Consider the following 12261-nt stretch of genomic DNA (forward strand, 5'->3'; position numbering starts at 1 on the left):
GTGACGTCCTGCGCGTATGCGTAGATCGAGATTTTCTGTGTGATCTGTCGGATTTATGACCTTCAGTGAAGTGGCGACACGACCTCTAGATGCTTGCACGTTTTGTGATTGTCTGACTACTGTGAGCGAAAAGATCTTGGGGGTTTTCATGTCAACGGTATCTAAAGCCCGTTTAATACTTATGAGTCTCATGATGACGGGCGTCACGGTCGGACAGATGTCCGGCCAGATGACGACGGCCCAGGCGGACACCAGCACCGACACCACCGTCGCGAACGTGGAGGTCGGACTGGCGATCACGCTGACCGAGCTGACCCCCACGTTCACCCTGAGCGGCAACCCCGGTGACACGGTGACCGACCCGGACGCCGTCACCATGAGGGTGACGACGAACAACTTCGCCGGTTACACCGTCACGGTCCAGCCGACGGCCCCGAATCTCACCCCCTCGATCGGGTCCAACACCGACGTCATCCCGATGAACCTGCTGGAGGTCAGCGGACCGATCCAGGCGGGCGCCTACGTTCCGTTGAATCCCGCCGCCCCGGTGCAGGTGGCGCGGAAGGACGAGCGGTCGGTGGACGACGGCGACGTCATCACCAACGGCTACCGGATCACCATCCCCGCCGTCCGTCCGGACACCTACAGCGGCACGCTCCTCTACGCCGCGACCACCCTGTAGAGCACTCGCCAAACGACCGTATTAGGGGCTGTGCAGTGATCCGAACGTTTCGGCGCGTGATCGCCGCGTTCCTGATGGCCGGCGGCGTCGCGTTGGTGGCGTGCCCGGGAGCATCTGGAATGTCGGGCGCAGCCCCCGATCCGGACTTCTCGCTGATGGTGAGTCCGACGAGACTCGTCATCGAACCCAAGGCGATCGGTGATCGTCAGTCGTTCATGGTCACGAACAAGGGGCGGTTGCCGGTCGACATCGTCGTCAACCGGACCGACTTCACCATGGACCGGAACGGAAAGGTGATCTTCCAGCCGAGCTCCCCCTATTCGGCGGTGAACTGGGTGAAGGTCAGTCCCGGAGACTTCCGGCTGGCTCCCGGTGGGCAGCAGCGGGTGGCCGTACGGCTCGACCTTCCGGCGGAGCCCGAGAACGGAGAACACCAGGTCGCCCTCCTCTTCGTGGCGCCGGCCGGTCCCGGCGGCGGCAACATCAAGCTCAACCGGGCGATCGGCACGCCGCTCTACGTCACGGTGCCGGGGCCGATCGACACCTCGGTACGGGTCCACGGACTGAGCGTGCCGGAGTTCGCGATGGGCGGTCCCGTGGAGTTCGGGGCCACCGTCGACAACCTCGGAACCGTGCACCGGGACTTCTTCGGAAAGAAGAGCCTGAACGTCCGTGTGGACGGGCGCGACATCCCGTTCCCTGACTTCACCGTGCTCCGCGGGGCCAGCCGGGAGGTCACCGTCAAGTGGGAGGATCCGCCGTTCATGTGCATCTGTCACGTGACGGTGTCGGCCTCCGGGACCGACGGGACGTCCAGCCAGGCCAGAACCCTGATCATTTTCCCGGTCCACCTCCTCGCGCTGCTGGCCGGAACGGCGGTGGCGCTCTACGTCCTCGTGCGGCTGGTGCGGCGGCGATACCGGAAGCATCTGCTCGGGGCCGCGAGGGCACTGCACGAGCAGAACCGCGACGATCTCGACCAGAACGAGAAGGTGTAGGCCCGGGGGCAAGGACGCGCGGGTCCGAGGGGCAAGTCACACGAATCGGCTGCTTTTCACCAGGTACGGCAACCTCGGCGTGCGGGTGGGAGGACCAACAAAATAGACAGCGGGAAGGACCAACAAAGTAGATCCGCCGCCTGCGCACGGTTCTTCGTCACATACTGAGACGCTACATAAGCGCTATGTGACCGACGAGGGGCCCGGCGGTGACGAGAACGATCCTCCAGCGAGTCAGCGCGGGGCGCGGCAGCGAGATCGCAGGCGAGATCACGAAGGAAGAGACCGGTCAGTCTGACGTGGACGTCAGCGTGATCGTGCCTGTCCACAACTGCAGGCCCTATCTGGACCGGTGCCTGACGTCCCTGCTGATCCAGCGGGTCAGCCTGGAGGTCGTCGTCGTGGACGACGGTTCCACCGACGGCAGCGCCGAACTGCTCGATCTCTACGCCTCCTGCCATCGCGGCGTCGTCCGCGTCATCCGGCAGGCGCATTCCGGCGGCGCCGGCCGCCCGCGCAACGTCGGGCTCTCCCACGCCCGCGGCAGATACGTGTTCTTCTGCGACGCGGACGACTACCTCGGTTCCGAGGCGCTGGAGCGGATGCTCGCGATGGCCGACCGCAACGGCTCGGACATGGTTCTCGGGAAGATCGTCGGACACGGCCGCAAGGCGCCGATCTCGATGTTCCGCGAGAGCGCCGACCAGGTGCCGCTTGAGGACAGCACGGTCTACAACAGCCTGAGCTGCTTCAAGCTGTTCCGCAGGGAGATGCTGGAGCGGCATGCCATCGCCTTCGACGAGACCATGCTCGTGGGCGAGGACCTCATCTTCACCACCCACGCCTACTGCCACGCGGACGTGATCTCGGTGGTCGCCGACTACGACTGTTACCACCTGGTCGCCCGGCCCGACGGCACCAGCATCATGCAGCGGAAGGAGAGCCGCGACCCGGTCTCCTGGCTACAGATGATCAAGCGGCCGATCGAGCTGATGGTCGATCACATACAGCCCGGCACGCTCCGTGACCACCTCCTGCGGCGCCACTTCCGGATGGACGCCTTCGGCAGCCTCGGCAGGCCCTTCCTGGCGGCGGAGTCCGTCCAGCGCAAGGAGATCGTCGCCGAGGTGACCGACATGTGCGAGCGGTGGCTGACCGACGGGGTCCGCGCCCGGCTCCCCGCGATCGACCGGAGCCGGATCGCCGCGCTCGAGGACATCGACCGGCTGGTACGGCTGGCGCACATCGAGTCGGCGGTGGTCCGCCGGGAGCTCACCGGGCTTCGCTGGGAGCGCGAGGGCCGGCTGACCGTCTCCGGCAGGGTCGCGCTGAGCACGCTGGAGCAGGACGGACGCCCGGAGATCGTCGGGGGCGCCCTCGCCCTGGTGCTGCGGCGCAGACCCGGCGGCGCCGGGCCGCTCGCCGACCTCGTGGTCTCGGTGACCGACATCGTGGTCCCCGTGACGGGCGACTGCGAGGAGTTCACCGGGCTCGTCGATGTCGCTGAGCTGTCCTCCGGGGTCTGGGACGTCTATGTGAGCGTCGAGTTCGAGGGCGTTCCCCGTCTCGCCCGGCTCGGCGCCGACCGGGACGGGCGGATCGCCCAGCCGGTGGCCCACATGGTCGGCGACGTGGTCGCCCTGCCCTACTTCACCCGGCCCTACGGCAATCTCAGCCTCGACATCGGCGGTTACGTGGTCGGCGTCCCCGGGGGCGTGCGGCTGGCGCGCACCCGCTGGACGGCCGGAAACAGGCTGGTGCTCGACGGCAGGGTCACCGTGGGCACCGCCACCCCGGCGACGCGCGCCGTACGGCATCTGGTGTGGCGCGAACGGGAGTCGGGGCGGGAGCGGCGCGTGCCGGTCACGGTCAGGGCGGGCGGGGCGTTCACCATCCGGCAGGCGATGGGCCGGCTGGGGCCCGGCACCTGGGACGCCTACCTGGAGCTTGACCTGGGAGGGCCGCCCGCGCGCTTCCGGATCGAGGCGACGGCGGAGACGATCGTGCCGCCGCGCACGTGGTGGAGGGGGCTGGCCAGGTGGAGCGTCAGACCCTATGCCACGGCGGGAAAGGGACGGCTCAGCACGGTGGTCCGCACTTTCGGCCCCAGAACGCTGATCCGGCGGCTGCTCCGTTAACCTTTCGGCCATCGATGCGTTAATGCCAGTCTGTTGCAACTACAACCCCATGGCCTAAAGTAAGGGACGATTCCGCACTTTGGGGGCTTGTCGTGCATGTACCAGATGGCTTTTTCAACGTAGCCGTGTCGCTCTCGGCGGGAGTCGTCGCGGCGGCCGGTGTCGCGGTCTGTCTGCGCGGCGCACGACGCGAGCTTGACGACCGGACCGCCCCCATGGCGGGCCTGGTCGCCGCCTTCATCTTCGCCGTCCAGATGCTCAACTTCCCGGTCGCCGCGGGCACGAGCGGCCACCTCCTCGGCGGCACGCTCGCCGCCATACTCGTCGGACCCTATACGGCCGTGTTATGCGTGGCCGTGGTCCTGCTCGTGCAGGGGTTCTTCTTCGCCGACGGCGGTCTGACCGCTCTCGGCATCAACATCACGCTCATGGGCATCGTCGCGATCGTGGTCGGATGGTTCGTCTTCCGCCTGATCACCCGGGTCATGCACAGCAGGTCCGCCGTCGTGGCGGCCTCCTTCGTCGCCGCCCTGATCTCGGTGCCCTCCGCGGCCCTGGCGTTCAGCCTGCTGTTCTGGATCGGCGGCACCGCGCCCATCGACGTCGGCACGGTCGCGATGGCCATGGGCGGCGTGCACGTGCTCATCGGCATCGGCGAGGGACTGATCACGGCGGTCACCGTCAGCACCGTGCTGGCGATCCGGCCCGACCTCGTGTACGGCGCGCGGGGACTGGCCGCGCCGCTGGTCCTGCGCGGCGCCGGCGGCGACGTCACGGTGACCCGGGAGTCCCCGGCGCCGGTGGCCCCGCGCCGTCCCGGCTGGTTCCTGCCGGCGGGCCTCGCGGTGGTGGCGCTGCTCGCGGGCCTCGTCAGCTTCTACGCCTCCTCCTCACCCGACGGCCTGGAGCGGGTCGCCCAGGACAAGGGCTTCAGCGTCCAGGCCACCGACCACTCGCTGGCCGATCAGCCGCTCGCCGACTACGGCGACGCGGGAGGCATCCCGGTCGGCGTGGCCGGTCTGATCGGCGCCGGGGTGACCCTGGCGGCGGGCGGCGGGTTGTTCTTCGCGGTGCGTCGCCGTACCCGCAAAGAAGAGGTATCCGTCTAGTGGGTGCGGGTCATCATCATCAGCTCTACCGGGCCGGCGACACGCTGATCCACCGGTTGCCGCCCCAGTGCAAGCTGGCGGCGGTGGCCGGGTTCGCCCTGGTGGTGGTGGCCACCCCGCGCGAATGGTTCTGGGCCTTCGGGCTCTACGTCCTGCTCCTGGCCGCCGTGGCGCTGGCCGCGCGGGTCCCGGCCGGCTTCGTGCTGCGGCGGATGGTGGTCGAGATCCCGTTTGTGGTCTTCGCGGTGGCGATCCCCTTCATCGGGCTTGGCGAGCGGGTGTCCTTCATGGGGCTGTCGCTCAGCGTCGCGGGACTGTGGGCCGCCTGGAACATCTTGGCCAAGGCCACCCTGGGCGTGATCGCGAGCGTCCTGCTGGCCGCCACCACCGAGCCCCGGCTGATGTTGCTGGGCGCGCAGCGGCTGAAGCTGCCGCCGCTGCTGGTGCAGATCGCGATGTTCATGCTGCGCTACATGGACGTGATCCTGGATGAGATGCGCCGGATGCGGGTGGCCAGGGAGTCACGGGGATTCGTGGCCAGGGACGTACGGCACATCCCGGTGATCGCCAGATCGGCCGGGGCGCTGTTCATCCGTTCCTACGAGCGGGGCGAGCGGGTGCACCTGGCGATGCTCAGCCGCGGCTACACCGGCTCGTTGCCGATCATCCAGGATCTGTCCGCGTCGTCGCGGCAGTGGCTCATCGCCGGTATGTTGCCGGGCGCGGCGCTCGTGACGCTGCTCGGGACCTGGGGGTTGCTCGCATGACACCTTCTCTGGAGGTGAGCCGTCTCGCGTATGCCTATCCGGACGGCACGCAGGCGTTGTTCGGCGTGGACTTCTCGATCGGGCGCGGGGAGCGGGTCGCGCTGCTCGGCCCGAACGGCGCGGGCAAGACGACGCTGGTGATGCATCTCAACGGCATCCTGACCGCGGGACACGGCACGGTGACCGTGGCCGGGCTGCCGGTCGCCAAGAATTCACTCAAGGAGATCCGCAGGCGGGTCGGGCTCGTCTTCCAGGACCCCGACGACCAGCTCTTCATGCCGACCGTCCGCGAGGACGTGGCCTTCGGCCCGGCCAACCTCGGGATCACGGGCGAGGAGCTGGAGCGCCGGGTCAAGGACGCGCTGGACCGCGTGGGCATGCTGGAGACGATCGACCGGCCGCCGCACCATCTGTCCTTCGGCCAGCGCCGCCGGGTGGCGGTGGCGACCGTACTGGCCATGGAGCCGGAGATCCTGGTGCTGGACGAGCCGTCGTCGAACCTCGACCCGGCCTCCAGACGCGAGCTCGCCGAGGTCCTGAGGGGTCTCGACGTGACCGTTCTGATGGTCACCCACGACCTGCCCTACGCGCTGGAGCTGTGTGATCGGGCTCTCATCCTCTCCGGCGGCGTGATCGCCGCCGACGGGCCGACCAGGGAGATCCTCTCCGACGCGGAACTTCTCGCCGCTCACAGGCTCGAACTGCCGTACGGCTTCGCTCCACCTGAGGGAATTTCTGGTAAAGGATCATGAATGATCGTAGAGTTGCATGACCTCGCGCGCCGTGTCGGCGAAGTAAAGTAGGTCTGCCCCATGGGCGCGAGGAGGACTGATGAAACTACGGTTGGCTCGCCGCGCTGTTGGTGACGCCGTGGTGGTGGCCATCGAGGGTGAGCTTGACCTCTTCACCGCTCCTTTCCTGCGAGACGAGGTCCGCGACGCCATCAAGCTTGACGGCGCCTGGCTGGTCCTCGATCTCACGGCCCTGTCCTTCATGGACTCCAGTGGCCTGTCCGTGCTGATCGAGGCATGGCGGCTGGCCACGGGGGAGGGCGGCGGGGTCTCCCTGGCCGCGCCCCAGGCGCCGGTCGCGCGGATTCTGCGCACGACGGGGCTTGACCGGCGGATAAAGGTCTACCCCGATGTCGGCAGCGCCATCGGCGGAAATTTAGCCCACCCCGAGTAGAACTTCATTCGGTCTCCGCGTTAAAGTCCGCTCATGGACCTGAACGGAGCAGCAGCAATCATCTCGGGCGGTGCCAGCGGCCTCGGCGAGGCCACGGCCCGCGACCTCGCCGCGCACGGTGTCACCGTCGTCATCGCCGACCTCAACGAGGAGCGCGGCAAGTCCCTCGCCGACGAACTCGGCGGGGTCTTCGTCAAGACCGACGTGTCCGACGAGAACCAGGTGCAGGCGGCCGTGGACGCGGCGGTGGCGATCGGCAAGCCGCTGCGCGTCGTGGTGAACAGCGCGGGCATCGGCTGGGCCACCCGGACGGTGAACCGCGACGGCTCGCCCCACGACCTGGCCTCCTACCGCAAGGTCATCGAGGTCAACCTGATCGGCACCTTCAACCTCATGCGCATCGGCGCGGCGGCCGTCGCCAAGACCGAGCCGGTCGATGCTGACGGCCAGCGCGGCGTAGTGATCAACACCGCGTCGGTGGCGGCGCTGGAGGGCCAGGTCGGCCAGGTGGCCTACTCGGCGTCCAAGGGCGGCATCGTCGGCATGACCCTGCCGGCCGCGCGTGACCTGGCCGCCGTCGGCATCCGCGTCAACACCATCTGCCCGGGCATCATCGACACCCCGATCTACGGCTTCTCGCCCAACGCCGAGGAGTTCAAGGCCAAGCTCGTGGCCCCGGTGGTCTTCCCCAAGCGCATGGGGCAGGCCTCGGAGTTCGCACAGCTGGTGCGCTCCCTGATCGAGAACGACTACATGAACGCCGAGACGGTCCGTTTCGACGGCGGCATCCGCTTCCAGCCCAAGTAGGAGTCATCCGGTGTCTGACGCGTCCGGCAATTCCCCACAGATCTCTGAGACCGCTGCGCCTGGCGGTCCCACGCCGACTTCTGAGGCCGCTGCGTCCGGCGGTCCCACGCCGGCTTCCGAGGCCGCTGAAGTCCTGGTCGAAGTAGACGGCGGCGTCGCCGTCATCACGATCAACCGCCCCCGGGCCAGGAACGCCGTCAACGGCGCGGTCGCCCGGGGCATCGCCGCCGCGCTGGACGAGCTGGAGGAGCGCAAGGACATCAGCGTCTACGTCCTCACCGGCGCCGGTGGGACGTTCTCCTCGGGCATGGACCTGAAGGGGTTCCTGACCGGGGACTTCCCGGTTGTGAAGGGCAGGGGTTTCGGCGGCATCACCGAGGCGCCGCCGAAGAAGCCGATCATCGCCGCCATCGAGGGCTACGCCCTGGCCGGCGGCTGTGAGCTGGCACTGGCCTGCGACATCATCGTCGCCTCCGAGGAGGCCAAGTTCGGGCTGCCCGAGCCCAAACGAGGCCTGGTCGCGGGGGCGGGCGGCGTGATGCGGCTGCCGCAGCGCATTCCGTACCACATCGCGATGGAGATCGCCCTGACCGGTGATCACTTCCCGGCCTCCCGGCTGTACGAGCTGGGCCTGGTCAACCACGTCACGCCCGCGGGCGGGGCGCTGGCGAAGGCACTCGAACTGGCGAAGAAGATCGCGGGGAACGCCCCGCTGGCGCTCGCCGCGACCAAGCGCGTCATGGTCGAGTCGGCCGACTGGAGCAGGGACGAGATGTTCGCGAAGCAAGGAGAGATCATCAGCCCGGTATTCGGCTCCAAGGACGCGATGGAGGGCGCGGCGGCCTTCGCCGAGAAGCGCGCCCCCCAGTGGAAGGGCGAGTAGCCCTTCGGGTCCGCTCCGTCTGCTCTCCGCGCCGCCGGGCGCGATCCGTGGGACCCGTCGGGTTCGTGGGGTCGCGCCCGACGCGTTCATGATCATCTGAATCGGGTTGGGCCTGCCGGGTTCGCAGGGGCGCGGCCGGCGCGGTTGTGATCGTTTTGGATCCGTTTGGGTCTGCCGGATTCGCAGGTTGTGCCCGGCGCGTTCATGGCCTGTTGGGTTGGTTTGGGATCCGTCGGGTTCATGGGGTCGTGTCCGGCGCGTTCATGGCCAGGAGTGCGTACGGTAAAGGTGTGGGCGGGCGCGGCAAGGGCATTTGACGTCCACGCGCCGACTCCGAAGGCCAGGAGAGTAAATGAACGATCATGTGACCGGCACGCCCCCCGCAGGCCGGTCCTCCGGCGAGCGCTTCAAGCGCAGGGCCGGCAGCCTGGCCGCGGGCGCCGCAGGAGCCGCGATGCTCATCATCGCGCTGGTCGCCGTCATGTGGGCGGTCGAGGTCGCCGACTACGTGCTGCCCGGAGAGTTCGACGCCTACGGCATCAGGGCCTGGAATCCGGAAGGGCTGGGCGGCATCTTCCTCGCCCCCTTCCTGCACGCGGGCTTCGGCCACCTGATGGCCAACTCCGTGCCCCTGCTCATCCTCGGCTTCCTCGCCGCGCTGCGCGGGATCGCCCGGTTCCTGGGCGCCAGCCTGATCATCATCGTGGTCAGCGGTCTGGGCATCTGGTTCATCAGCACGCCGGGAAGCCTGACGGTCGGCGCGAGCGGGCTGGTGTTCGGCTACTTCGGCTTTGTCGTCGCCCGTGGCCTGTTCGACCACCGAGCCCTCGACATCGTGATCGGCATCGGCGTCGCGATCGCCTACTACTCGATCATCTGGGGCGTGCTCCCCGGTGAGTCCGGCATCTCCTGGCAGGGACACCTGTTCGGGTTGTTCGGCGGGGTGATCGCGGCCTGGATCGTGCGCCGCAGGCGCCGGGCGATCCTCGTCGACCACTGACCACTGACCACTGACCGTTGCCACCGCTACGGCCGCCGTGGTCGCCGATACGGCCGCGTCACCGTCGTATGCGGCGGTACGGGCAGTGTGAGCGATGCGGGCGGAGCGAACGGGTGGAAGGGGTACTGCCATGCCGGCGGCAGGCGACTCGACGGGTATCCAGAGAGTCCCGGGGGCGCCCGGAGAGCCCAGGGATTAGGGTCGGTTTGGAGGATTGTTCTCCAGGGGGGACCGATACGCGTGGGCGACGAGATTCCGACTGACAGCACGGCGACCGGCATCGTGGCGGCGGGCACCACGACAGCCTCCGAGGAGGCTGCAGGCGAGCCTCCAGGGCCGCGCAAGGGGCCCCGTGTGGTGGTCAGGCGCGCGCTCCCCACCGAGCCGGCCGTACGGGCGTCGGCGTCGCTCTTCATGACCGAGGCGGAGAAGCAAGGTATCCGCCCGTCTCGCCGCATGCTCTACGTCGGCTCCGAACCGGCCACCGGCGACGTCGCCTCCGCTCTGCGCGTCGTACCCGGTACGGATGTCCTCGCCCGCAGGAAGATGCTGCTCGCCGACGACGTGCCCGTGCGGATCGCCACCAGTTACTTCCGCCTCGACATCTTCGGCGGCACCCCGCTCGCCGCCCCGGATTTTGTGAAGCCGAGTCTGCAGGCCGGGATCGAGGCCCTCGGCCACCGCTTCGGTCACGCGGAGGAGCACCTCGTCGCCCGCCCGCCCACCGAGTTCGAGGCGGAGACCCTGCTGCTCGATCCCGGCGAGTGGGTCGTGCAGATCCTGCGTGCCGGCTACTCCGACGACGGCACCCCCGTGCACATCCTGGAAACGATCTGCGCCGCCTCCCGCCACATCTTCCCCATCGTCCAGGTCGCCGGCGCCGACGAGTTCTGAGAGACCAAGCTCGCGCGGAGGAGTCGCCACGGTCGCCGACGCGGTGGGTGAGGTGCCGGCCGATGACTGCGGCATCCGCTCACAGTCCGTTTCTGCCCGGGAGGTCGCGGACAGGCGTCGCCGTGCCGAGCGGGCCGCAGCGGATGGAACGGGCGAGGGGGCCGGGGTCCCGTTCGCCGGTGCGGGGTCAAGGTCGAGGTCGCGAACGCCTGCCCGGTGAAGGCAGGTGAGAAGTCGCTGTCTTCGGGGAGAATACCGTCGTGTGAATTAAATTCATGTCAGCGTGGGAAGTGAAGTTTCAGAGATCTTGTTCTGAGTGCCCGTGTTCGCTGTGTGACCGTGACTCTTTCGCGAAGCGTCGTGATCTCAGTGAGCGCGGGCACTCTCGCCTCCGTCGTGGGCCGGGAGTTCTCGCAATCCCAGGTTCTGCAGTATGTGGTCAGCATGCTTCGACTACATACCGTCCCCAAGGCGGAAGATGACCCTTGATTGGTGATTAACCGGGAACCTTAGGCGTTGTTATTGTTGTTGGTGTTATTGGTGCCGCCGCCGTGGCGGCGGTCGCAGTCACGTTCACGTTCACGGTCGCCGTCGCCCCAGGCGGTGAAGCCCGTGCCTGCGGTGACCGTGGTGGCGGCGGTAGCGGTGGCGGCGGTGGCCACCGAGCCCAGGCTGACGATTCCACCGGCCAGGGCCCCGCTGATTGCGAGCCCTGCTACGACGCTTTTAACATTGGACATTGCATTTCCCCCTTGAAAGGATCGGTCGTCTTTATTTCGACATTTCCAGAGTGCTTTGGACGATGTCTGGGATGACCGCTGGCAGACTATCCCTGTTTGCCATACTTTCCTCATGTATGGTGCGACAAACAGAGATTGACGACTTTTGCCACATCTCTACCGCTTTGTCGATAACATTCGATGCTTATAAATGGATTTGCTGTGAAATGTCTTTAATGTCAGATTTATCGTGTAGTTCGTAGGGGGATGCGCGGCCGGATCGGAAGGCGGGAAAGGGACGATGGGAGAGGCGGGAGAAGCCCGGAGACGGGCCAGCCCGTTCGATCACTTTCGCCGGATCAATCGGTGCGGCCGGCGGCCCCGCGGGAGGGAGATGCGGCGGGATGGTGGGTGTGATGGCGCGGGAGGTAATTCCTGGGCCGAGATCACCTATGGCCGCATCGAGGTATTTAAGTGACAATGTGATCAAAGCTGATGGTGTGAACCTGCCTGGCCTCGTGCCCGTACACGTTCCGCAAGGGCCACCACCGCCGGGCGCGACCCTCGAAAGGTGGCGCAGGTGAACCTGGGATCCCTGGAACGCGCGATCATGGACGTCCTGTGGGGTTGTGAGGAGCCGGTGCTGGTCCGCCAGTTGCAGGTCATGCTGAACGAGCGCGTCGAGCGTCCGCTCGCCTACACCACGGTCCAGACGGTCGCCGAGCGACTGGTCAGGAAGGGCCTGCTGATCAGGGCGTCCTCGAAGAACGCCTTCCGTAACGCCTTCCGCTACACCGCCAGCCGCTCCCGTGACGAGCACGTCGCCGGGCTGATGATCGACGCCCTGGCCGGCAGTCCTGATCGGGCTCCCGTGCTCTCCAAGTTCGCGCAGAAAGTGGACCTGGACGACGCCCTGCGGCTGCTGCACGAGCTCGCGCGCCGTGCCGGAGAGCAGGCCGTACCCGACCAGGATCAGGACAGGCAGCCGCAGCCCCTGTCCTGATTCCTACAGATGTAGGAAAGGGCGCCGGAAGTCTCGTCGCTCACCCGGTGTACCGGGCGTCGTTTGCGACCTAACG

General features: G+C 67.5%; 13 protein-coding genes. 12 read left to right on the top strand and 1 reads right to left on the bottom strand.

Features of this window, described 5'->3' with window-relative positions; translation table 11 throughout:
• Positions 1–193: 193 nt before the first annotated feature.
• From DKM19_RS02880 to DKM19_RS02930, 11 genes are all read left to right on the top strand, one after another.
• Complete coding sequence (locus DKM19_RS02880) at positions 194–682, top strand: hypothetical protein (protein WP_204358631.1); 489 nt, start codon at positions 194–196, stop codon at positions 680–682.
• Between the two features lie 56 nt (positions 683–738).
• The gene (locus DKM19_RS02885) at positions 739–1680 is read left to right on the top strand and encodes a hypothetical protein (RefSeq protein ID WP_162641246.1); all 942 of its coding nucleotides are present in this window, start codon (positions 739–741) and stop codon (positions 1678–1680) included.
• A 209-nt stretch (positions 1681–1889) separates the two neighbouring features.
• Complete coding sequence (locus tag DKM19_RS02890) at positions 1890–3818, top strand: glycosyltransferase family 2 protein (protein ID WP_110694366.1); 1929 nt, start codon at positions 1890–1892, stop codon at positions 3816–3818.
• Between the two features lie 92 nt (positions 3819–3910).
• On the top strand, positions 3911–4927 hold the full coding sequence (locus DKM19_RS02895) for an energy-coupling factor ABC transporter permease (protein WP_110694367.1): 1017 nt from the start codon (positions 3911–3913) through the stop codon (positions 4925–4927).
• The gene (gene cbiQ, locus DKM19_RS02900) at positions 4927–5694 is read left to right on the top strand and encodes a cobalt ECF transporter T component CbiQ (protein WP_110694368.1); all 768 of its coding nucleotides are present in this window, start codon (positions 4927–4929) and stop codon (positions 5692–5694) included. Before DKM19_RS02895 ends, cbiQ begins: the two co-directional genes overlap by 1 nt.
• A complete protein-coding gene (locus DKM19_RS02905) occupies positions 5691–6446 on the top strand; it encodes an energy-coupling factor ABC transporter ATP-binding protein (protein ID WP_110694369.1) in 756 nt (251 codons plus the stop codon). Before cbiQ ends, DKM19_RS02905 begins: the two co-directional genes overlap by 4 nt.
• Positions 6447–6525: 79 nt before the next feature.
• The gene (locus DKM19_RS02910; protein ID WP_089211686.1) at positions 6526–6879 is read left to right on the top strand and encodes an STAS domain-containing protein; all 354 of its coding nucleotides are present in this window, start codon (positions 6526–6528) and stop codon (positions 6877–6879) included.
• 33 nt (positions 6880–6912) lie between these two features.
• A complete protein-coding gene (locus DKM19_RS02915) occupies positions 6913–7686 on the top strand; it encodes an SDR family NAD(P)-dependent oxidoreductase (RefSeq protein WP_110694370.1) in 774 nt (257 codons plus the stop codon).
• A gap of 133 nt (positions 7687–7819) precedes the next feature.
• The gene (locus DKM19_RS02920) at positions 7820–8569 is read left to right on the top strand and encodes a crotonase/enoyl-CoA hydratase family protein (protein WP_110705448.1); all 750 of its coding nucleotides are present in this window, start codon (positions 7820–7822) and stop codon (positions 8567–8569) included.
• A gap of 352 nt (positions 8570–8921) precedes the next feature.
• Positions 8922–9569, top strand: a complete 648-nt coding sequence (locus DKM19_RS02925; RefSeq protein WP_110694371.1) for a rhomboid family intramembrane serine protease — start codon at positions 8922–8924, stop codon at positions 9567–9569.
• A 354-nt stretch (positions 9570–9923) separates the two neighbouring features.
• Positions 9924–10463, top strand: a complete 540-nt coding sequence (locus DKM19_RS02930) for a GntR family transcriptional regulator (protein ID WP_239514056.1) — start codon at positions 9924–9926, stop codon at positions 10461–10463.
• Between the two features lie 509 nt (positions 10464–10972).
• On the opposite strand, the gene DKM19_RS49245 is transcribed toward DKM19_RS02930, so the two are convergent.
• Complete coding sequence (locus DKM19_RS49245; protein WP_162641247.1) at positions 10973–11203, bottom strand: hypothetical protein; 231 nt, start codon at positions 11201–11203, stop codon at positions 10973–10975.
• A gap of 559 nt (positions 11204–11762) precedes the next feature.
• Here DKM19_RS49245 and DKM19_RS02935 point away from each other — a divergent pair.
• Positions 11763–12185, top strand: a complete 423-nt coding sequence (locus DKM19_RS02935; RefSeq protein ID WP_110694372.1) for a BlaI/MecI/CopY family transcriptional regulator — start codon at positions 11763–11765, stop codon at positions 12183–12185.
• Positions 12186–12261 lie beyond the last annotated feature (76 nt).

The organism is Streptosporangium sp. 'caverna', assembly GCF_003203775.1.
GTDB lineage: Bacteria > Actinomycetota > Actinomycetes > Streptosporangiales > Streptosporangiaceae > Streptosporangium > Streptosporangium subroseum.

Excerpts from the sequence above, each read along its gene's own strand:
- DKM19_RS02880 (WP_204358631.1), top strand. The coding sequence starts at position 194 with ATGACGGGCGTCACGGTCGGACAGATGTCCGGCCAGATGACGACGGCC.
- DKM19_RS02905 (WP_110694369.1), top strand. The coding sequence starts at position 5,691 with ATGACACCTTCTCTGGAGGTGAGCCGTCTCGCGTATGCCTATCCGGAC.
- DKM19_RS02910 (WP_089211686.1), top strand. The coding sequence starts at position 6,526 with ATGAAACTACGGTTGGCTCGCCGCGCTGTTGGTGACGCCGTGGTGGTG.
- DKM19_RS02915 (WP_110694370.1), top strand. The coding sequence starts at position 6,913 with ATGGACCTGAACGGAGCAGCAGCAATCATCTCGGGCGGTGCCAGCGGC.
- DKM19_RS02925 (WP_110694371.1), top strand. The coding sequence starts at position 8,922 with ATGAACGATCATGTGACCGGCACGCCCCCCGCAGGCCGGTCCTCCGGC.
- DKM19_RS49245 (WP_162641247.1), bottom strand. The coding sequence starts at position 11,203 with ATGTCCAATGTTAAAAGCGTCGTAGCAGGGCTCGCAATCAGCGGGGCC.